The organism is Chelatococcus sp. KU-N122 (assembly GCF_055391085.1).
The window spans coordinates 7,850,674-7,871,218 of record NZ_AP043981.1 but is presented as its reverse complement, the minus strand read 5'-3'; the positions used below and the strand labels follow the sequence as shown (position 1 = coordinate 7,871,218).

The following is a 20,545-nucleotide window of genomic DNA, read 5'->3' as shown; positions in this document are numbered from 1 at the left end:
ACGTGCGACCGCCGCTCCATATTCGACAGCAGCATTCTCGGCCCGTCGACGGCGAAGCGGTCTCTTCGCTCCAACTTAGGCAGGAATGCGCCGCGGGCATATAGGTTGCGTCCTCAATTCGGCAGGCTGTCGCCGTAACCACACAGCTGGGCGCCGGAACGGCGTAGCGCCTCGGCGACGCGCGGGGACAGCAGCGCCGCCAGTTCCTCGTCGTGGCGGTAACCAGGTGCCGCTCCGGCGAAGCCGTCGTTCGTGGCGGGATGGGTGTAGATCTCGGTGAGGCCCGCAGGCAGCCGCGCGATCAGGCTGGCCATGCGCGCCTCCGTCATCGCGCCGGACCATGCCAGCCCCAGGACGCGATCGGCGGCGGTCAGGCCCGTGCTGCGCACGCGGGCTCGCATCAGGGCAGCCCAGGGCGCGGCGATACGCGTCGCCAGCCCGCGCCGGAGCGGCTCGACCGCCGCGAGCAACCGCGGCGGCTCACTGGGCACGCGCAGTGCCTTCATGCCGTAGTCGCGGCCGATGGCGAGGATGGCGCCGAGCACGGTGGGGTGAAGGTGGAAGTGCTGGTGGGCGTCGACGTGGTCGAGGACGAGCCCGGTGGCGCGGAAGGCCTCAAACTGGGCGCGGATCTCCTTGCCGACCTGACGCTGCACGGCCGGCCGGCTGAAGATGGCGAAGCCATAGGCCGCAAGGTCGGTGCGCAGCCGCCCGGAGGCATCGGTGAGGCCGGGAAGGTCGGCCGCGGGCAGCAGCGGCCAGTCTTCCACCAGGGTGAGGTGCAAGCCGACGCGCAGACCGGGCAGGCGGCGCGCCATCTCCACGGCGGCCGCGGCAGCCGGGGCGGCGACCATCAGACTCGCGGCGCTCAGCACGCCGTGCCGGTGCGCCTGCTCGACGGCCTCGTTCACCTCGGCCGCCAGCCCGAAATCGTCGGCGGTGACGATGAGGCGCTTCAAGCGGCGACGTCGGCCCGGCTGCGCAGGAAGCGCCAGAATTCGACGCCTTCTCGCAGGCGCCGCTTCATCATCTCCGGGCTGCGCACCATCTCGCCGACGATCGAGGCGATCTTGGGTGCCCGGAAATAGAAGCTTTTGTAGAAATCCTCCACCGAATGGAAGATCTCGGAGTGGCTGAGGTGCGGGTAGTGGAGCGGCGCGATCTGGACGCCGTCGGCGTTCACCAGCTCGGCATTGGCATCGTCGAGCCAGCCGTTCTCCAGCGCCTGCTTGTAGAGGAACGTGCCCGGGTAGGGCGCGGCCAGCGAGACCTGGATGGTGTGCGGATTGATCTCCTTGGCGAAGGCGATGGTCTCACGGATGGTCTCGGTCGTTTCGCCCGGCAGGCCCAGGATGAACGTGCCGTGGATGACGATGCCGAGCTCGTGGCAATCCTTGGTGAAGCGCTTGGCCACGTCGACCAGCATGCCCTTCTTGATGTTGTGCAGGATCTGCTGATTGCCGCTCTCATAGCCGACCAGCAGCAGCCGCAGGCCGTTGTCGCGCAGCACCTTCAGCGTCTCGCGCGGCACGTTGGCCTTGGCGTTGCAGGACCAGGTGACGCCGAGCTTGCCGAGCTCCCTCGCGATCGCCTCGGCCCGCGGCAGGTCGTCCGTGAAGGTGTCGTCGTCGAAGAAGAACTCCCTGACCTGCGGGAAGGCGGCCTTGGCCCAGCGGATCTCGTCGATCACGTGGCCGACGCTGCGGGTGCGGTAGCGGTGGCCGCCGACGGTCTGCGGCCACAGGCAGAAGGTGCAGCGCGATTTGCAGCCTCGCCCCGTGTAGAACGAGATGTAGGGGTGCTTGAGATAGCCGATGAAATAGTTCTCGATCTTGAGGTCGCGCTTGTAGACCGGCGTCACGAACGGCAGCTGATCCATGTCGTGGACCACCGGCCGCTCCTCGTTGTGGACGATCAGGCCGTCCCGATTGCGCCAGGATAGCCCCTTGATCGACGCCAGGTCGCGGCCGTCGGCCACGTCCTTGATGGTGAAATCGAACTCGTTGCGGGCGACGAAGTCGACCGCCGGCGCGGCCTTGAGGCTCTTGTCGGCCTCGACGGCGACCTTGGCGCCGATGAGCCCCGCCTTGAGCCCGGGGTTCACCGCCTTGAGCGCCTCGATGGTCTTCACGTCGCTGTCGAAGGACGGGGTGGACGTGTGCAGCACCACGAGGTCGTAGTCGCGCGCCTGCTTGGCCACGGCGTCCAGGCTGACCTTGTGCGGCGGCGCGTCGATCAGCTTCGATCCCTCGACCAGAGCCGCCGGCTGGGCGAGCCAGGTGGGATACCAGAACGACGCGATTTCGCGCTTGGCCTGATATCGGGAGCCGGCGCCACCGTCGAAGCCGTCGAAGGACGGCGCTTGCAGGAAAAGGGTCCGCATCACTCGTGTCTCCCGGCTCGCCGCAGGCTGCCGTCAGGGCGGAGTTGGTAGCTCTGCCCCCGCCAAGTCAAGGCCCGGCCGCAGAAGCTCCAGGCAAACACGCCGAAGGACAGAACGTCGCGGGCCGGAACCAGCCAGAGCGACGGCGCATCGGCATTGAAGCGGCGGGCCAGCACCAGCAATAGCATCATACGGGCGCCAATGGCGCCGATGGCCAGCGCCGCGCCGCCCGCCCACGCCCCTGTCGCCATTGCGAGCAGGGCCCAGCCGAGCGGATGGGTGACCAGCGATCCGAGGTGGCCGCCGGGATCGATGAGCCGGATGGTACGGGCCCACCGTATCTCGTGCCGCCACAGATCCCCGAGCGATGTTTCGGCGCAGCTGTGGCGCACGGCGAGCTCCGGCACCGCAACCCGCAGTCCCTGGGCGTGCAGGGCCGCGCCGACGGCATAGTCGTCGGCAAGCTGGTCGGCGAGGGCCCCGAAGCCGCCGATCGATGCGAGCTGCGCGCGGCTCAACGCGATCGTCGAGCCGAAGCACGGCCGTGCCAGGCTGGTCGTCAGGCCGACCAGGACGTTCGGCAGGAAATGCCCGTCGATGGCAAGGGCCGACAGGCGCGACCAGACTCCGGCGGCCGCGACGCCGCGATAGAGGCAGGTGACCGCGCCGACGCCGGGCTCCGCCAGCGCCGCGGTCACGCGGGTCAGATAGTCCGGAGCAACGCCGATGTCGCTGTCGGCGAGGACGAGGCAGTCGTGCCGCGCCAGCGGCAGCATGTTGATGAGGTTGCCGACCTTGCGGTTGGCCCCGTGCTGCGTCGGATCGACGACGAGGCGGATGTCGGCACGCGGAAAGGCGCCGCGCAGCCGCTCGACGATCGGGATGGCGCCGTCGTCGGGCGCCTGCACGCCGCAGACGATCTGGACCGGGGCCGAATAGCTCTGGGCGCAGAAGGAGGAGAGGTTCTCGAACAGGCCCGGCTCGGCGCCGTGCAGCGGCTTCAGGATGGTGACCGCGGGTGCCGACCAGCCCGCCGGCGGCGCAGCATCTGGCTGCCGTGCCGTCGCCGCTGCATACAGGGCATACAGCAGATAGACGCAGCCGGCCGCAGCCAGCAGGAGGAAGGCGGACGAGATCACGGGCTGCCGCTTTGGCCCACGGCGCGTCGCAGGCGCAGGTTCTGGCCCTCGACGAACTGCCAGCCGAGAAGACCGGGCACGCCGAGGACGACATCCGGGACGCGCTTCACCAACGACAGCGCCAGCGCTGCCTCGGCCGGCACGCCGAACAGGGCGCAGAGCGCGATCAGCGCGCCTTCCTGGGCACCGAGCGCTCCGGGGATGGCGAAGGCCGCCGCCCTGACCGCCTGCATGAGGCTCTCGATGACCAGCGCTTCGGTCCATCCGGCCGGATAGCCCATGACCGTCAGCACCACCCACACCTCCAGCACGCCGACGAACCAGCCGGAGAGATGGACGGCGGCTGCCGTCCACAGCGACCGGCGGTCGGCGTAGATCGCCGCGAACCAGTCGTAGAGCGCATCGACCGCACCGATGGAGAGCCATTCGCGGTCGCCGGCCAGCCGGGTGAGGGCTGCCTTGACGAGCCGCTGACCGGCGCCGCGCTGGAGCACGAAGAAGCCGGCGAGCGCCAGGGCGGCGCCCGCGACCGCCAGTCCGACGGTCCAGGCCAGCGTGCCGCCGACCCCCAGGGCAACCAGGGCGGCGATGCCGGCCAGGGCGAACACGATCTGGGTGGCCGCCTGCACGAGCACATCGACGATGATGCTCGCCGCCGCGAGCGAGGCCCGCGTTCCCCGCAGCACCAGCACGCGCGCACCGATCACGTCGCCGCCGACCTGGCTCATCGGCAGCAGCGCATTGGCACTCTCCCGGATGACGCGGACCAGGATGCAGCTCAGCGCCGATGGCCGTGCGGCGTGCGGAAACAGGAAGTGCCAGCCGACGCCGGCGATCACGATGGCGACGGTGCGCAGCAGGAGGACGGCGAGCACGGCCCAGCCGGCCGCCTGGACGGCGCTGAACACGGGCCCTGCGCCTTCCATGACGATGAGGCCGACGATCGCGCACGCACCGGCGATCCAACCCAGTCGGAGGACTGTCTTCATCGCGACGGTGATGGAGCCGACCCGGCCTCGCCCTTACGCGCCGGGTCGAGCCACTTCTCCATGTAGATGCGCTCGCCCTCCGCCATGCCGATGGCTTCGTAGAAGCGCACCACCTGGCGATTGTCGGCGCGCACGAGCAGGTTGAGCTTCCAGATGCCGCGCGCCTTGAGCCAGGCTTCGGCGCCGGCCATCAGGGCGCGGCCGAGACCTGCGCGGCGGCGATCCGGATCGACCGCCACGTAATAGACCGTGCCGCGGTGCCCGTCGTGGCCGACCATCACGGCGGCGGCGATGGGCTGCGGGCCGCCCGGGCCGTCGGCGGCGAGCACCAGCACCTCGCCGTGGCCGCTCTCCTGGCAGAAGGCGATGTCGGCGAACGGGTCGTTCCACGGCCGCAACAGGCCGGCGGCCTGCCACACGGCGACGACTGCCTCCTCCTCGCCCGGCCGCATCGGCCGGATCGTCGCCGCTTCGCCGACGTCGGACGTGTCGGTCGAGCTCACAGCACCGCCCCCGGGTTGAGCAGCCCCTGCGGGTCGAGCGCGCGCTTGAGCGTGCGCATCAGGTCGAGGGCCACCGGATCCTTGACGCCCGGCAGCAGGTGGCGCTTCAGGCGGCCGATGCCGTGCTCGGCGGAGATCGAGCCGCCGTGGTTGACGACGATGGCGTGCACGATGTCGTTCATGGCGTCCCAGCGGGCAATGAAGGCGTCCTTGTCGGCGCCCTCCGGCTGGCTGACGTTGAAGTGGATGTTGCCGTCGCCCATGTGGCCGAAGGGCACCGGCCGACAACCGGGCATGAAGCCGCGCACGGCCTCCGAGGCCTCGGCGATGAAATCCGGGACCTGCGCCACCGGCACCGACACGTCGTGCTTGATCGAGCCGCCCTCGTACCGCTGCGCATCGGAGAGGCCTTCGCGCAGCGTCCACAGGGCCGTGCGCTGGTCGAGCGATGCGGCGAGCGTGGCATCGGTGACCTGGCCGGCCTCGATGGCGCTGCCCAGCAGGTTCTCCAGCACCTCGTCGGTGCCGCTCTCCTGGGACGATGACAGCTCGATCAGCACGTACCAGGGCGAAGGGTTCGCAAGCGGGTCGCGCGTCCCCGGCTGATGGCGCGTGACGAAGTCGATGCCGATGCGCGGGATCAGCTCGAAGGTGGTCAGCGCCTGGCCGGCCTGCGCCTTGGCCAGCATCAACAGGTCCAGCGCCGCCTTGGGCGAGGGCACCGCGGCCATGGCCGTGGCGCGAGCACGCGGCTTGGGGAACAGCTTGAGCACCGCCGCAGTGACGATGCCGAGCGTGCCCTCCGAGCCGATGAACAGGTCCTTGAGATCGTAGCCGGTGTTGTCCTTGCGCAGCTTGTTGAGCCCGTGCCAGACGCGGCCGTCGGCCAGCACCACCTCGAGCCCCAGCACCAGCTCGCGCGTGTTGCCGTAGGCGATCACCGCCGTGCCGCCGGCGTTGGCAGCGATGTTGCCGCCGATGGTGCAGGAGCCTTCCGAGGCGAGCGACAGCGGAAACAGCCGGTCGACGCCATCAGCTACCTCCTGCGCCTTGAGCAGGGTGATGCCGGCCTCGAGCGTCATGGTGTCGGTCAGCGGGTCGACCTCGCGCACCTTGTCCATGCGGGTCAGCGAGACGACGACGGCGTCGATGTCGCCGGCCGGAATCTGGCCGCCGACCAGGCCGGTGTTGCCGCCCTGGGGCACGACGGCAAGCCGCGCCTCGCGCGCGAGCTTGACGACGGCCGCCACCTGATCCGTCGAACCGGGTTTCAGGATGGCGCGCGCCACGCCCTGGTAGAGGTCGCGGGCCTCCTTGAGATGGGGCGCCATGTCGCTCGGGTCGGTCACCACGTGATGGTCGCCGACGATGGCGGCAAAACGGGAGAGAAGCGTCTCGGGGGCGATATGCTGGTTCATCTCTTCGCCTTTTCGCGCGCGAACACGCCGACGATCTCGATATGGGCCGAATAGCGGAACTGGTCCACCGGGACGATGCGGCGCGGGACGAAGCCAGCGGCTGTCAGAATCGCTGCGTCGCGGGCGAAGCTCGCCGCGTCGCACGACACGGCGACGGCGAGCGCGAGGCTGGAGGCGGCCATCTGGCGGGCGAGCGCCTCCGCTCCGGCGCGGGGCGGATCGAAGACGATGGCGTCGAAGCGGTCGATCTCGGGCGGCAGCAGCGGACGGCGGTGCAGGTCGCGCTGCTCGAGCGTGATCGGCTTCAGCCCCGACGCGCCGCGCCTGGCCCGGTCGAGAGCGGCAAGCGCCGCCGGGTCGATCTCGACGGCGTGCACATCGGCGTGCTCGGCGAGACGGAGCGCGAACGGGCCGCAGCCGCAGAAGCAGTCGGCGACGCGCAGGGTCCGGTTCCGGCCCTTGCCGGTGCCCATGCCCATACCTTTGCCCTTGCCTTTGGCCTCGGCGACACCGTCGAGGACGAGATCGGCGAGGATGCGCTCGCCCGCTTCCGTCGCCTGCAGGAAGCCGCCGGGCGGCGGCACGACCGCGGCACGGCCCATGGCGAGCTGCGGCGGCCGCCGCTCGACCAGGATGTCGTCGTGCAGGGCCAGCCGGGCGAGGTCGAGCCGCTCCGCCGCTTCGACCAGGCTGAGGCGCGCCGCATCGATCTGCTTGCCCAGGGCTTTCTGGCCGAGGCCGCGAATATCCACGTCGAGGCCGGTGAGCGTCGCGGTCACCAGCAGGTCGAGCGGCTTGTCGAAGCGGGCGAGCAACTGCGCCAGCTGCCGGGCCACCTCAGGGGCGCGCGCCAGCGCGGGCGTCAGCACCGGGCAATGGTCGATGGCGATGAGGTCATGGCTGCGCGGTGCCATGAAGCCGACGCTGGCCCGGCCGCCGTTCGCTCGTCCATGCAGGATGACGCGGCGGCGGCCGCTGCCGCCCGCGTCGACCAGCGGCGCGAGCGGGGCGTCGATGCCGGCACGGGCGAGGGCGGTGGCCAGCGCCGCGGTCTTCCAGCGTGCATAGAGCGGCGCCGCCATGTGCTGGGCCGTGCAGCCGCCGCAGCGGTCGAAATAGGTGCAGACCGGCGTCGCCCGTTCGGGCGACGGCCGCAGGATGGCGAGGAGGCGGCCGCGGTCGCCGGCGACGTCGACCGAAACGACCTCGCCCGGGAGGGCGCCTTCGATGTAGATCGTCCCGCCGGCGGCCATGGCGACGCCGTCGCCGCGGCCACCGAGATCGGCGATGGTGAGCTCAGCGGCCATGCGTGGGCTCCTGCCGGTCGGCGGCGATGAGGTATTCGACATTGCCGTCGCCGCCGGTAATGGGTGAGGGCACGATGCCGCGCGCCGCGAAGCCCGTTTGCGCGAAGGCCGCCTCGATGTCGCGGCGGACGGCATCATGAACGCCGGCGTCGCGCACCAGCCCCTTGCGCACATGCTCCCGCCCGGCCTCGAACTGCGGCTTGATCAGCGCGACCAGCCGCGCCCCGGGTGCGCAGAGCGCCGGCACGACCGGCAGCACCAGCTTGAGCGAGATGAAGCTCACATCGACGACGGCGAGGTCGACAGGCCCGCCCAGCAGGGCGGGGGTGACGGTGCGCGCATCGCAGCCCTCATAGGCCACGAGGCGTGGATCGGCGGCCAGGCGCGGATGCAGCTGGCCGTGGCCGACGTCGACGGCGTGGACCCGGGCGGCACCGCGGGCCAGCAGCACGTCGCTGAAGCCGCCGGTCGAGGCGCCCAGGTCCAGGCAGACCAGGCCAGCGGGGTCGATGGCGAAATGGTCGAGCGCCGCTGCAAGCTTGACGCCGCCGCGCGATACCCAGGGATAGGGCGCGGCCGCTTCGATCGACGCCGCCGCGTCGATGAGCTCGGCGGGCCGCGCCACCGGCTGACCGCCAGCCCGCACGAGGCCTGCGGCAATGGCCTCCTGGGCCTTGGCGCGACTCGGGAAGAGGCCGCGGGCCACGAGCAGCTGATCGGCGCGTTGACGGGTCATGGGCGGGACGACATGGAAAGGTTAGGCAGGCAGGGCCGGCTCTACGTCCGTTCGAGATAGATCGCGCCCCTTGAACAACAGAGGCGCCTCGAGCGCCATGGCCAGCGCATAGGCCGCGCAATCGCCGAGGTTGAGCCGGGCAGGGTGGCCGGAGCCGCGGCCGAAGCGCCGGTAGGCGGAAAACGCGAGCTCGCTTTGCCGTGCATCGAAATCGGCGGCGGCGATCGCCAGGCCATCGATGAGCTCGGCCAGGTCGTCCGTCAGCGTCGGCTCCGCCGAGCGCCACAAGACCGTTCGGGCCTCGAACAGATTGAAGGCGGAGATCGTCAAACGCGAGGCCGAGAGCAGCACATCCTGCAGCCGCGCCGCCTCGTCCTCCTTCAGCAGAATGGCCACCAGCGCGGAGGAGGCGACGACAACCGTCACGGCTCGTCCTCGCGCGGCTCCCACAGGTCGTCGAAGTCCTTCTTGCCGATCGCGACAGGCCTGCCGGCAAGCTTGCGCGCCACGTTGTCCTGCACGCGGCCGAGCAGCTGCCGCTTGCGCGCGACCTCGAGCGCCCGCTCGGCCCGGGCCTGGGCAAGCCGCAGCTCCAGCGCCTTGCGCACGGCCTCGGTGATGGTGTCGCCGGTCAGCTCCGCGACCTCGCGAGCGAGCCGCTCGGTCTCGGCCGACTTGATGTTAAGCGCCATTCGTCTTTGTCTTCCTCTTCCTGCGTAGGAAGATAGTTATCCGAGGAAGACGAACCAACCTGCCCGCTGACACAGCCGTCTCCCGGGACCCCTCCGAATCGGCCCGCGGTCGGGCTCGGCGCGGGCCTCAGGGATAGATACACATCAAATATAGCCGCTTCTGTGGGACTCGCCTCACATGGCGTCGAAGTCGCGCTCGGTGAAAATGCCCAGAGGGCCAGGGCGGCGATCGTTTTCCTGCATGTGACGCAGCTGCGCCATCTTGGCAGCCACCCGGGCGTTGTGGGCGGCGCGTGCCTGCTCCAGGCGGGTCTCGAGCGATTTGCGGACCGCTTCGGAGACCGTCTCGCCGGTGAGCTCGGCGACTTCCAACGCAAGGCGCTCGGTCGTTACCGAGTTGATGTGGAGAGCCATCTTGTCTTCCTCCCTCAGCACAGGGAGATAGAGCGATCGGGAAGAAGTCGCAACCTCTGCTATGGTCAAATTCTAGTCAGGCGCGGCGGGCAGCGACTTCCTGGCCAAGGGCCGCGAACACCGTCGTGACGATGCCGGCCGCGTCCAGGCCGGCGGCCGCGTACATGCGCTCGGGCTTGTCGTGCTCCTGGTAGATGTCGGGCAGCACCATGGGGCGGATCTTGAGGCCGCGGTCGAGGGCGCCGCGTTCGGCCAGGAGCTGAAGCACGTAGGAGCCGAAGCCGCCGACCGAGCCCTCCTCGATGGTGACCAGCACCTCGTGCTCGGCGGCGAGGCGCAGCACCAGATCGGCGTCGAGGGGCTTGGCGAAGCGCGCGTCGGCGACCGTGGTCGACAGTCCACGCGCTTCCAGGTCCTCGGCCGCCGCGATGCATTCGGCGAGCCGGGTGCCGAGCGACAGCAGCGCGATGCGGGTGCCTTCACGGACGACCCGGCCCTTGCCAATGGCGAGCGGCACGCCTTGTGCCGGCATCTCGACGCCGACGCCTTCGCCGCGTGGATAGCGGAAGGCGATGGGACCATCGTCATGGGCCGCGGCGGTGGCGATCATGTGGACGAGCTCGGCTTCGTCGCTCGCCGCCATCACCACCATGTTGGGCAGGCAGCCGAGATAGGCGACGTCGAAGGCGCCCGCGTGCGTCGCCCCGTCGGCGCCGACCAGTCCCGCTCGGTCGAGGGCGAAGCGCACCGGCAGCTTCTGGATGGAAACGTCGTGCACCACCTGGTCGTAAGCGCGCTGCAGGAACGTGGAGTAGATGGCGCAGAACGGCTTGTACCCTTCTGCCGCGAGGCCGGCAGCGAAGGTCACGGCGTGCTGTTCGGCGATGCCGACGTCGAAGGTGCGCGTCGGGAACTCCGCCCCGAACAGATCGAGCCCGGTCCCCGAGGGCATGGCGGCGGTGACGGCAACGATGCGATCGTCGCGGCGAGCCTCGGCGATCAGGCCGTCGGCGAAGACGCGCGTATAGCTCGGCGCATTGGCCTTGGGCTTGGCCTGCGCCCCGGTGACCACGTCGAAGCTGACGACGCCATGGTACTTGTCGGCGGATTGCTCCGCCGGCCCATAGCCCTTGCCCTTCTGGGTGACGACGTGGATCAGGACGGGCCCGGCTTCCGAGTCGCGCACGTTCTTCAGCACGGGCAGCAGGTGATCGAGATTGTGGCCGTCGATCGGCCCGACGTAAAAGAAGCCGAGTTCCTCGAACAGCGTGCCGCCGGTGAGCATCCCGCGCGCGAACTCCTCGGCCCGCTGCGCCTTCTCGTAGAGGAACGACGGCATGCGCCGCGCGAGCTGTTTGCCGATCTCGCGGATCGAGCGGTAGGTGCCGCCGGAGACGAGGCGGGCCAGATAGGCCGACATGGCGCCGACCGGCGGCGCGATCGACATGTCGTTGTCGTTGAGCACGACGACCAGCCGTTCGCCCCGGGCGCCGGCGTTGTTCATGGCCTCGTAGGCCATGCCGGCGGACATGGCGCCGTCGCCGATGACGCAGACGACGTTGCGCTTCTCGCCCTTGAGGTCCCGCGCCACCGCCATGCCGAGGCCGGCGGAGATCGACGTGGACGAGTGGGCCGCGCCGAACGGGTCGTAGACGCTTTCCGACCGCCGGGTAAAGCCCGACAGGCCACCGCCCTGGCGCAGGGTGCGGATCCGGTCGCGCCGCCCGGTGAGGATCTTGTGCGGATAGGCCTGATGGCCGACGTCCCAGACCAGCCGGTCGTGCGGCGTGTCGAAGACATAGTGGAGCGCGACGGTGAGCTCGACGACGCCGAGCCCGGCGCCGAGGTGGCCGCCGGTGACCGAAACGGCATCGATGGTCTCGGCCCTGAGCTCGGCGGCCAAGCGGCCGAGATCCGCTTCCGGCAGGCGGCGCAGATCGGCGGGGACGTGGATGGTATCGAGGAGGGGGGTCTCGACCGGCAAGTTCAAACCCTTACGCACGCGCCGCACTGGACTAGGTCGGGCGACCTGGCGGCAAAGACCTGTTCGGCAGACCTCAACAACGCGTCCGCTTTGGGGCAGCGCGGCCTAAGGACATAGGCCTTCCGGCGGCGAGCGTCAAAAAACATGTCCATATCGATGGTCGCACCCGGTCAGTCCGGCGAGTCGAGCGGCTCGACCCCCTTGGGTTTGCCGTCGTTGCCCAGCGAGATCTTCTCGATGCGCGCCTCGGCGTTGCGAAGCAAGGTCTCGCAATGGCTCTTCAGGGCCTCGCCACGCTCGTAGATGGCAATGGATTCCTCGAGGTCGACCCGGCCCTCCTCGAGGCGCTTCACGATGGCTTCGAGCTCGGCCATCGCCGCCTCGAAGCTGAGCGTGGCGATTGCGGGGGGCGGGGTGCCCGTCATCGTCGTGTCCTCTCGTGCGCCGCGAGGCGAGGCTTATGGCGCCCTGCTCCGCCTCATGCAAGCTCGGGCGTGTCGCTGGGCGGGTCCGAGCGGGGCGGCGGGCGGCGGAGCAGCAGCTTCTGATAGGCGAGCCCGATGCCGACGAGCACGATGCCGAGGCCGATGAACGACAGCGCCCGCAGCATGCCCTCGAGGTTGGCGAGATCGATCAGGAACACCTTCAGCACGGCGGCGGTGACGTAGATGGCCGAAAGCAGGCGGGCGAAGCGGATGTCGCGCGCCAGGCCGACGGCGAGTGCCAGCACCCCGATGGCCAGCAGCACCAGCGAATAGGCCCACAACTCGGCGGAGCCGGTCGGACGCGCCAGGTCGATGTCCGGGCCCTGGAACAGCCGGCGCACTTCGGCGATCATATAGATGAACTGCAGGACGAGGGCCGCGCAGAGCGCCGCCCGCGCCCACCCCGCCGGCCGGACGGTGCGAAGCACCACGGCGAGCGCGGCGGCCGCCAGCGCCGGCAGCAGATAGCCCGGCAGCAGCGTGTTGAGAATGGCGCCACCCGCCACGGGGCCGCCGCCGGTCAGGGGATTGACCGTCGCGAGCAGCTGCTCGACGGCGATCGTCAGGGCCACGATCCCGGCCGCGAGCGCGCCGTAGCGGCGGACAGGCTCGCTGCCTGTGCGGTCGACGCGCAGAAGCGTCGCGGCGAAGGCGAGGGCCGCGGCCACCACCGTGCCGGCCTCGGCCAGGCCCCAGGTGCGGGCCAGGGGATTGCCGCCGTTGAACGCATGGCGCAGCTCGAAGAACACCAGCCCGAAGCTGAACAGGATGGCCAGGCCCTCGCACAGCGAGACGACGAGGTCGCGGCCGCGCTCGGCGAGCAGCCGCGCCGAGAGACCGAAGGCCAGCGCCGGCACGCCGTAGCCCCACAGCAGCCAGTTGACGATCGGGGTGGTGCCGAGCCGGCCGCCGACCAGCACCGGGTCCCAGATCAGCCGGGCGAGCACCAGGCAGCCCAGCGCGCCGACGGCGTAGCGCAGCGCCGGGATCTCCGCCCGCCGCGCGATCCAGGCGGCGGCGAGCGCGGTCACCGCGAACGACACGGTGAGCGTGCCCTGGGCGAACATGAAGGTGAGGCCGAGCGACAGCGCGCCGACGGCGCCGGCGGCGCTGGCGCCGAGGGCGAATGCCAGCGTCGGCGCCCCCTCCGCCTCCCGCTTGAGAACGCCGGCCGCGAGCGCCAGCAGCAGCGCCAGAATGCCGGCCACGGCGGCAAACGGGACGCTGGTGTCGAACGCCGCGACCCGCCAATAGCTGATGACGAGCAGCAGCATGGGTCCGCTCGTCATGGCGGCGACGTAGGGGGCGGCGGTCCGCAGGGTGAGCGCGCGGCCCAGGCGCAACCGCCAGAACGGGCCGGCCAGCAGCGCCAGGCCGAGGCCGGCGGCGAAGGCCAGGTAGAGACCGATGGCAGCGGGCAGTTGCGCCGGCGCCGCGGCGCTCGGCAGCACGGCCGACGGATCGCGCTTCGCCAGCTCCGTCACCGGCCACAGCGCCAGGGTGGCGGCGCCCATGCCGGCCGCGAGCAGGGCGGCGGGCGAGACGGCGGCGAACCGCAGGGCGAGCGCCAGTTGCATGAGCGCCAGCAGGCCCACCACGGCGGCGCGGGCGCCGCCCCCGGCGCTCAGCTCGGCGGCGAGCACGCCGAGGATCGCCAGCGCCGCCAGGATCGGCAGCGCGAAGCGGTCGAGCCGGGCGTCGGCGTCGGCATCGCCGCGGTGCGGATCGGCCACCAGGAACAGCCCGGCCAGGGCCGTCTGCGACACCATGAAGGCGACCACCGCGCCAAGGCCGGAGGAACTGGAGATGAGGATCAGCAAGAGGCCCCAGAGCGACGCCCCGACCGCGGCCGCCAGGGCCAGCCAGCGCCAGAGGCGCACGCGGGCGAGAGCGTAGGCGGCGCCCACCAGGAAGGCGAGGTAGAGCACCAACGGCCACGGCCGAGGATCGTCGGAGGCGACCAGGAGGGGCGTGGCCAGGGCGCCGACGAGGCCGAGGGCCGCCAGCGCCGGTCCGTGCAGGGCCGAGGCGAACATGGTGGCGACGGCGATGGCACCGAGCAGGATGAAGGCAGCGGCGGGGCCGATGAAGCCGTAGAGCGCGTAGGCACCGTAGGCGCTGGCGAAGGCGGCGATGGTGCCGGCCGCGGTCAGCACGCCCGGCACATAGGCGCTCGCCAGGCCGGGCAGGGCCAGACCGGGCTCGCGCCGGCGGAACCACTCGCCGGCGGCGAGCAGCGCGGCAGCGAACAGGGAGGCGCAGACGATGCGCGCTGCGGGCCCGAAATAGCCCTGCTCGATCGAGTAGCGGACCATGAGCACAGCGCCCAGCGCCAACGCCACGCCGCCCACCCACACCGCCCAGCGGCTGCCGAGGCGGTCCTCGAACGCGCCGCTCCTCGGCTCGGCCGCACCGGCGCGCGGTGGCTGGGCTGGTAGGTCGGCAGCCGGCGGCCGCGGCAGGTGAGGGGAAGGCCGGGCCGCGCGCTGCTCGGGCCCGTCTGCCGCAGCAGCAGGACGCGCGTGCTCCGGCACGTCGGTTGCAGCGGGCGGTTCCGGAGGCGGAGTTTCGGCCGGCCGAATTTCGACGGCAGCGGGGCTTGGCGCAGGTGCGGCCGCGGGCGGCACGGGGCTCGGCGCCCGCCGCTCGATGAGTGCCAGGCGCTCCTCGAGATGGCGCACCTGCCGGCGCAGGTTGATGACCATGATGATCGCCGCGAGCCCCAGGAAGGGCAGGGCCAGCACCAGCAGGCCGAGAAGAATGTACTCCATCGTCAACTCACTGGAGCGTCGCGGTCCATGTCGTGCGAGCCGCCGCTCCAACCTCCCTGCGATTGCCCCGGCTGATTCGGCAAGCCGCCGGCGCCACGGGTCAGCCTACTCCGTCATGTGAACGTCACACGCATCGATGTTGCGGGCAAAGCGGACGGGGGGACGTGTCGCGCCGCACCTGATCCGGGCGGCTGCTCAGGCGAACGGCAGCTCGAACGGCTCGCCTTCGAAGGCGTAGGAGCCGCGGCCGATGGCAGCGACGGCGTCGACCATGCGGCCGCGGCGCTCGAGCAGGATGTCGGCGGCTGCGATCAGGGCTGCGTTGGGCGTCGCGGTCGGCGATGCCTCGCGCAGCCGCTGGGCCAGCTCGGTCTCGTCGATGGCGGGCGCAAGTGCGCAGGCGGTGATGTAGGCGGCTGCGGTCGAGCGGCTCACCCCGGCATAGCAGTGGATCAGCAGTGGTCGGGCGCGGTCCCAGCGGCGTACGAAGCCGAGCAGCGCCTCGACGTGCGCGGCACCGGGCAGCACGTGGCCCGGCTGCGCCGAGACGATGTCGCTGACCGCCAGGTTCAGATGGCAGTCCGCCGCGATCGCCGCCGGCCGCGCCACCGCGACGCCGCCGGCGCTGAGCAGCGTCACCAGGTGGCTGGCGCCGAGCAGCGCCGCCGTCTCGGGGACGCGCGAGAGAGGGCAGACGTGCAGGGTCGGCATGATCTCTACACCTCCGTGACAACCGCCTCGAAGCGGGCGAGGAACGCCGCTTTGGCGGTATCGGCCTCCCAGGGCACGAGCATGGAATCGAGCCTGCGCGGCAGTGGGTCCGGCCGGCCGAAGACCTTGAGCGCCTCGTCGCGGGTGAAGCCGGCGAGACGCGTGGCTTCCAGATAGGCCGACACCCGGTCGGCGCGCTTCAGCACGCGGCGGATCGGCTCGGGCGTCTCGGGCGGCAGCCCGAAGCGCAGATGAACGGCCGTCAGCAGCCGGGCCTCGATCGTCTTGTAGTCGTCGCCCAGCACGGCCTTGAACGGCGAGATCATGTCACCGATGACGTACTCCGGGGCATCGTGCAACAGCACCATGAGCTTGGCGCGCGCCGGCAGCTCCGGCTCCAGCGCGCAGGCAATGGCGTCGACGAGCAGCGAATGCTGGGCGACCGAAAAGATCGCGGCGCCCACGGTCTGGCCGTTCCAGCGGGCGACCCGGGCGAGGCCGTGGGCGATGTCCTCGATCTCGATGTCGAGCGGCGAGGGATCGATCAGGTCAAGCCGGCGACCGGACAGCATGCGCTGCCAGGCCCGCGGCGGTGCCGAGCGGGCAGCCATCAGCCGACGCTACCGCTTCTTCGCCAGCGCCGCACAGTCCGCGTGGCGGCAGCAGCCGACGAGATGGTCGTTGACCATGCCCACAGCCTGCATGAAGGCGTAGGTGATCGTGGGGCCGCAGAAGGTGAAGCCGCGGGCCTTCAGCTCCTTGGACATGGCCTTCGACGCCGGGCTGTCCACCGGGATCTGGCTGCGGGCCGTGAAGGCGTTCTGCTGCGGTGCCCCGTCGAGGAAGTCCCACAGGAAGCGCGAGAAGCTGTCCGTCTCCTGGATGGCGAGATAGGATTTGGCGCTCTTGATCGTGCCCTCGATCTTGGCGCGGTTGCGCACGATGCCGGCGTCGCCCATCAGCCGCGCCACGTCGTCGTTGCCGAAGCGGGCGATCGCCTCCGGCTCGAAGCCGGCGAAGGCGTGGCGGAAGTTGTCGCGCTTGCGCAGGATGGTGATCCACGACAGACCGGCTTGGAAGCCGTCGAGGATGAGCTTCTCGAACAGCGCCCGGTCGTCGTACTCCGGCACGCCCCATTCGGTGTCGTGATAGGTGACATAGAGCGGATCGCTGCCGGGCCAGAAGCAGCGTTGCTGGCCATCCTCATGGAGAATCAGGTCGTCGGGCACCGGGCGGTCTCTCGGGGTTTGCGTCGCGAATCGGCAGGGGGGCAAGTCCCGCCGCCGCGCCGAGGGTAGCGTCATGCCGGTCGGGCGTCGCCATGACCAGAGCTCGAACGGGTCCGGCCCGGACACATCAGGAGGGTTGAGCCTCCGCCTGCCGCCGCTGCGGGAACGGGAACGTCGCCCATGCCGGCTTCTCGATCTCGACCGGCACGCCCGCCACCGTGATCGGCCGCCCGTCGGCCAATGCGTCTCCCAGCCGGTCCAGCCGGACGAGGGCGAGCCCATGCGGGCCGGCGGCCGAGACGAGCGTTCCCAGGCGCGTGTCGCCGGCAACGATGTCGCCGCCTGCCGTGACGGGCTCGGCGTCGAAGCGCACGGCGACGATGCGGGTGCGCGCCGTGCCCCGGTGCTGCATGCGCGACACCACCTCCTGGCCGACGTAGCAGCCCTTGGTGAAGTCGACGCCGCCGAGCTGGTCCATGTCGGCCTCGTGCGGGAACGCGTCGGCAAAGGCGTAGTCCCTGCCGCCTTCCGGTATGCCGAGGGCGATCCGGTGGGCGTGGTAGGTGTCGGCCTCGGCCGTGCCGAGGGCGGCGATGGCCTGGCGCTCGCCGATGGCGCGCCAGCCCAGCGCCGCCAGTCGCGGATCCTGAAAGACCAATTCCGCCACCGATTGCGCCCCTTGGGCCGACGCCTCGTCGCCCCAGGCGGCTGCCACGGCGAGCGCGGGCGAGCGGTCGGCCACCGTCACCTTGGCGCGCAGCTTGTAGAAACCCAGCCGCTTGGCGAGCTCAGCCGTCTTGTCGGCGGCGACGTCGAAGAGGTAGCGGGGCCCGTCGTGCGAGGGAGCAGCGGCGACCAGGAAATCGAAGAGTATCTTGCCTTGCGGCGCCAGCAGCGCGCCGAGGCTCGCCTGGCCCGGCGCCAGCGCGTCGATGTTGCAGGTCAGCAGGCCCTGCAGGAAGGTGGTGGCATCGGCGCCGGCGACCTCGATGACGCCGCGGTCGGCAAGGTGGGTGATGGGCATCGGCTGCGGCTCCCCGTCGGCATGAGCGCCCGGCGCATGTGACATAAGCCCAGGCGCGGCATCTTTAAACTGCGTGGGGCGACGCCCGCGAGCGGGCGCCGATGCGCACGGCAGTGCGCCCGCCGGTCCGCGCGCCCCACAGCGCCAGCCGCGCGACGCGCCGGGTCAGCGCCAGGAGCAGCAGCACGGCGAGCCATGCGTAAGCCAACGCCCCGGCCACCCAGCCGGCGAGCGCCAGCACGCCGGACGTCAGGACGATGGCCCCCCGGCCGAGGACCTTGAGCACGGCCCTGGTGCCTGTTCCATGGCGCTCGGCCAGGCGGGCGACCCGCCGCAGCTCGGTCGCATTGCGTGCGACCCCGAGCGCCTCCGAGGTGGCCCGCAGGCCGGCGCGGCGGCCGATCAGCGTCACGTCGGTGGCGACGCCGCGCAGGGCGCCGAGCGACGCCGGCCGGACCACGGCGCGCGCCGCCGTTCGCGCCGCCGCCAGATCCAGGCTCGCAACCGATCTGACCGCCGCCTTGGCGGCCTGCGAATCGACGGCCGCGTGGACGATGCGTCCGAGATCGGCGGCCAGCGGCTTGGCCAGCCGGCCGCCTTTCGCCGCCGCCTTGAGGGTCGAGACCCCGCTGCGGGCCGGCAGGGCCGCCCCGATCGACGCGACGGTCGCCCCGGAAATGGCAAGGCCGACGGCGGCAAGGCCCACCACGAGACGGTCCGGCTCCTCGCCGTTGGCGACCTTCCGCCCCTCGTGAATGAGGTCGCGCACATCGCCGACGCCCGAGAGATCGGCGGCGACGGTGCCGGCCAGGCCGGCGCCGGAGGTGCTCTGGCCTAGGATGGCCCCCTCGTAGAAGTCCACCGCCATGCGCTTGGCGGCTGCCGCGGTGCTGATCGCGGCGAGATAGCGTTCCTGGAGCGCGGCGGGCACGGCCAGGCCTTGCGCCTCGGCCAGGGCCATGAAGCTACCGGCGAGATCGACGTCGTCGGCGTCGAGGGCGCCTTGCAGCTCGGCTTGCAGCCGATCGGCGGTCAGCGCCGCCGAAAGCCCGCGCCCGGCCAGGGCGGCGGGGTCGTCCTGCGCCGCGAGCCAGCCCCACGCGTCGAGCGCGCGTGGCAGCAGCAGCCAGCCGGCCGCGATGAACGCGGCAACGAGCGGCAGGATCGCCAGCCGTCCATAGCGTGCCATGGGACGATCAGGCCGCATCAGACGACAGCGGAGCCGGCGGCCGGTCGTCTGCGCGCGCCGGCGATACGCACGGCGCGCCGATCTCGATGACGCTGCGAGCGACCAGCTGGGGTCGTGGGCATCGCGCTCTCCGCTCTGCGGCCGGTTGCGTGGCCGCTATACCTGACATAATCCCGCGCTAACTGTGTTTAAACCGCCGCGGCAACTGCTTCCTCCGCCGCGACAACGAAGGGCGTCTCCGATGGCCGAGGCCTACGATCTGGTTCTGAGCGGCGGCACGGTGGTCAACCACGACGGCGAGGGCACGCGCGACTTGGCCATCAGGGGCGGCGCCATCGCCCATATCGGGCCGGTCGACGCCACGCGCGCCGCCCGCATCATCGACTGCACCGGCCTCACCATCCTGCCCGGCGTCATCGACACCCAGGTGCATTTCCGCGAGCCGGGGCTCGACCACAAGGAAGACCTGGAGACGGGCTCGCGCGGCGCCGTGCTCGGCGGTGTCACCGCGGTGTTCGAGATGCCCAACACCGAGCCGCAGACCACGAGCGCCGAGGCCCTGGCCGACAAGGTGGCGCGCGGCCGCCATCGCATGCATTGTGACTTCGCCTTCTGGGTCGGCGGCACCCGCGACAACATCGATGCCATTCCGGAGCTGGAGCGGCTCCCCGGCTCGGCCGGCATCAAGGTGTTCATGGGCTCCTCCACCGGCTCGCTGCTGCTGGAGGACGACGAGGGCGTCGCCGCGGTGCTCAACCGGACGCGCCGGCGCGCCGCCTTCCACTCCGAGGACGAGGAATTGCTACGCCAGCGCAAAGACCTGCGCGTCGCGGGCGATCCGTCGAGCCATCCGGTCTGGCGCTCGGCCGAGGTCGCGCTGCGCTGCACCGAGCGGCTGGTGCGCATCGCGCGGGAGGCAGGGGCGGCGATCCACGTGCTGCACATCTCCACCGCCGACGAGATGCGCTTTCTGGCTGCCCACAAGGACATCGCCTCGGTCGAGGTCACGCCGCACCACCTGACGCTGGCCGGACCCGAGGCCTACCAGCGGCTCGGCACCTATGCGCAGATGAACCCGCCCGTGCGCGACGTGCACCATCGCGACGGCATCTGGGAGGGCGTGGCGCAGGGCGTCGCCGACATCCTGGGCTCCGACCATGCCCCGCATACCCGCGCGGAAAAGGACAAGCCGTATCCGGCCTCGCCCTCGGGCATGACCGGGGTGCAGACCCTGGTGCCGATCATGCTGGATCACGTGAACGCCGGCCGGCTGACCCTGCAACGCTTCGTCGACATGACCAGCGCTGGGCCCGCGCGCCTGTTCGGCATTGCCGGCAAGGGGCGGATCGCGGTCGGCTACGACGCCGACCTCACCATCGTCGACATGAAGCGCCGCAGCGTCATCACCAACGACTGGATCGCCTCGCGCGCCGGCTGGACGCCGTACCACGAGAAGGCGGTGACGGGCTGGCCGGTCGGCACCCTGGTGCGTGGCCAGCTCGTGGTGTGGGACGGCGAGCTGGTGACGCCCGCGCAGGGTGAGCCGGTGCGGTTCCTGCAGGCGCTGTGAG

20 protein-coding genes are annotated in these 20,545 nt (G+C 71.1%); 1 reads left to right on the top strand and 19 read right to left on the bottom strand.

What is annotated here, in order from left to right:
* Positions 1–113: 113 nt before the first annotated feature.
* The 19 genes from hpnK to ACZ5PO_RS35435 all read right to left on the bottom strand — a co-directional run bounded on the left by hpnK (position 114) and on the right by ACZ5PO_RS35435 (position 18,974).
* Complete coding sequence (gene hpnK / locus ACZ5PO_RS35525; protein WP_464187442.1) at positions 114–959, bottom strand: hopanoid biosynthesis-associated protein HpnK; 846 nt, start codon at positions 957–959, stop codon at positions 114–116.
* On the bottom strand, positions 956–2,383 hold the full coding sequence (hpnJ, locus tag ACZ5PO_RS35520) for a hopanoid biosynthesis associated radical SAM protein HpnJ (RefSeq protein ID WP_464197162.1): 1,428 nt from the start codon (positions 2,381–2,383) through the stop codon (positions 956–958). Before hpnJ ends, hpnK begins: the two co-directional genes overlap by 4 nt.
* A complete protein-coding gene (gene hpnI / locus ACZ5PO_RS35515) occupies positions 2,383–3,522 on the bottom strand; it encodes a bacteriohopanetetrol glucosamine biosynthesis glycosyltransferase HpnI (protein ID WP_464187441.1) in 1,140 nt (379 codons plus the stop codon). The genes hpnJ and hpnI overlap by 1 nt, the downstream gene beginning before the upstream one ends.
* Complete coding sequence (locus tag ACZ5PO_RS35510; RefSeq protein WP_464187440.1) at positions 3,519–4,511, bottom strand: flippase-like domain-containing protein; 993 nt, start codon at positions 4,509–4,511, stop codon at positions 3,519–3,521. Before ACZ5PO_RS35510 ends, hpnI begins: the two co-directional genes overlap by 4 nt.
* The gene (locus ACZ5PO_RS35505; RefSeq protein ID WP_464187439.1) at positions 4,508–5,014 is read right to left on the bottom strand and encodes a GNAT family acetyltransferase; all 507 of its coding nucleotides are present in this window, start codon (positions 5,012–5,014) and stop codon (positions 4,508–4,510) included. Before ACZ5PO_RS35505 ends, ACZ5PO_RS35510 begins: the two co-directional genes overlap by 4 nt.
* Positions 5,011–6,432, bottom strand: a complete 1,422-nt coding sequence (locus tag ACZ5PO_RS35500; RefSeq protein WP_464187438.1) for an FAD-binding oxidoreductase — start codon at positions 6,430–6,432, stop codon at positions 5,011–5,013. The genes ACZ5PO_RS35505 and ACZ5PO_RS35500 overlap by 4 nt, the downstream gene beginning before the upstream one ends.
* A complete protein-coding gene (locus ACZ5PO_RS35495) occupies positions 6,429–7,739 on the bottom strand; it encodes a class I SAM-dependent RNA methyltransferase (RefSeq protein ID WP_464187437.1) in 1,311 nt (436 codons plus the stop codon). Before ACZ5PO_RS35495 ends, ACZ5PO_RS35500 begins: the two co-directional genes overlap by 4 nt.
* The gene (locus tag ACZ5PO_RS35490; protein WP_464187436.1) at positions 7,729–8,475 is read right to left on the bottom strand and encodes a TlyA family RNA methyltransferase; all 747 of its coding nucleotides are present in this window, start codon (positions 8,473–8,475) and stop codon (positions 7,729–7,731) included. The genes ACZ5PO_RS35495 and ACZ5PO_RS35490 overlap by 11 nt, the downstream gene beginning before the upstream one ends.
* A gap of 21 nt (positions 8,476–8,496) precedes the next feature.
* Positions 8,497–8,901 (bottom strand): type II toxin-antitoxin system VapC family toxin, encoded by a 405-nt coding sequence (locus ACZ5PO_RS35485; RefSeq protein ID WP_464187435.1) that lies wholly within the window; start codon positions 8,899–8,901, stop codon positions 8,497–8,499.
* Positions 8,898–9,167: a type II toxin-antitoxin system VapB family antitoxin gene (locus tag ACZ5PO_RS35480; RefSeq protein WP_464187434.1), complete on the bottom strand. Its 270-nt coding sequence runs from the start codon at positions 9,165–9,167 to the stop codon at positions 8,898–8,900. Before ACZ5PO_RS35480 ends, ACZ5PO_RS35485 begins: the two co-directional genes overlap by 4 nt.
* Before the next feature lie 174 nt (positions 9,168–9,341).
* The gene (locus tag ACZ5PO_RS35475; RefSeq protein WP_464187433.1) at positions 9,342–9,581 is read right to left on the bottom strand and encodes a type II toxin-antitoxin system VapB family antitoxin; all 240 of its coding nucleotides are present in this window, start codon (positions 9,579–9,581) and stop codon (positions 9,342–9,344) included.
* A 76-nt stretch (positions 9,582–9,657) separates the two neighbouring features.
* Entirely contained in the window at positions 9,658–11,565 is a 1,908-nt protein-coding gene (dxs, locus tag ACZ5PO_RS35470) for a 1-deoxy-D-xylulose-5-phosphate synthase (protein WP_464187432.1), read from the bottom strand.
* Positions 11,566–11,735: 170 nt separating this feature from the next.
* On the bottom strand, positions 11,736–11,990 hold the full coding sequence (locus tag ACZ5PO_RS35465) for an exodeoxyribonuclease VII small subunit (RefSeq protein ID WP_464187431.1): 255 nt from the start codon (positions 11,988–11,990) through the stop codon (positions 11,736–11,738).
* Positions 11,991–12,043: 53 nt separating this feature from the next.
* Complete coding sequence (locus ACZ5PO_RS35460) at positions 12,044–14,821, bottom strand: DUF2339 domain-containing protein (RefSeq protein ID WP_464187430.1); 2,778 nt, start codon at positions 14,819–14,821, stop codon at positions 12,044–12,046.
* Between the two features lie 195 nt (positions 14,822–15,016).
* A complete protein-coding gene (locus tag ACZ5PO_RS35455; RefSeq protein ID WP_464187429.1) occupies positions 15,017–15,532 on the bottom strand; it encodes a tyrosine phosphatase family protein in 516 nt (171 codons plus the stop codon).
* A gap of 5 nt (positions 15,533–15,537) precedes the next feature.
* Entirely contained in the window at positions 15,538–16,143 is a 606-nt protein-coding gene (locus ACZ5PO_RS35450; RefSeq protein WP_464187428.1) for a YfbR-like 5'-deoxynucleotidase, read from the bottom strand.
* Between the two features lie 9 nt (positions 16,144–16,152).
* Positions 16,153–16,761: a DNA-3-methyladenine glycosylase I gene (locus ACZ5PO_RS35445; RefSeq protein ID WP_464187427.1), complete on the bottom strand. Its 609-nt coding sequence runs from the start codon at positions 16,759–16,761 to the stop codon at positions 16,153–16,155.
* A gap of 127 nt (positions 16,762–16,888) precedes the next feature.
* The gene (gene ygfZ, locus ACZ5PO_RS35440) at positions 16,889–17,785 is read right to left on the bottom strand and encodes a CAF17-like 4Fe-4S cluster assembly/insertion protein YgfZ (RefSeq protein ID WP_464187426.1); all 897 of its coding nucleotides are present in this window, start codon (positions 17,783–17,785) and stop codon (positions 16,889–16,891) included.
* A gap of 64 nt (positions 17,786–17,849) precedes the next feature.
* Positions 17,850–18,974: a hypothetical protein gene (locus tag ACZ5PO_RS35435; protein ID WP_464187425.1), complete on the bottom strand. Its 1,125-nt coding sequence runs from the start codon at positions 18,972–18,974 to the stop codon at positions 17,850–17,852.
* A 241-nt stretch (positions 18,975–19,215) separates the two neighbouring features.
* Here ACZ5PO_RS35435 and ACZ5PO_RS35430 point away from each other — a divergent pair, with 241 nt between their 5' ends.
* On the top strand, positions 19,216–20,544 hold the full coding sequence (locus ACZ5PO_RS35430; RefSeq protein ID WP_464187424.1) for a dihydroorotase: 1,329 nt from the start codon (positions 19,216–19,218) through the stop codon (positions 20,542–20,544).
* Position 20,545: the final 1 nt, after the last annotated feature.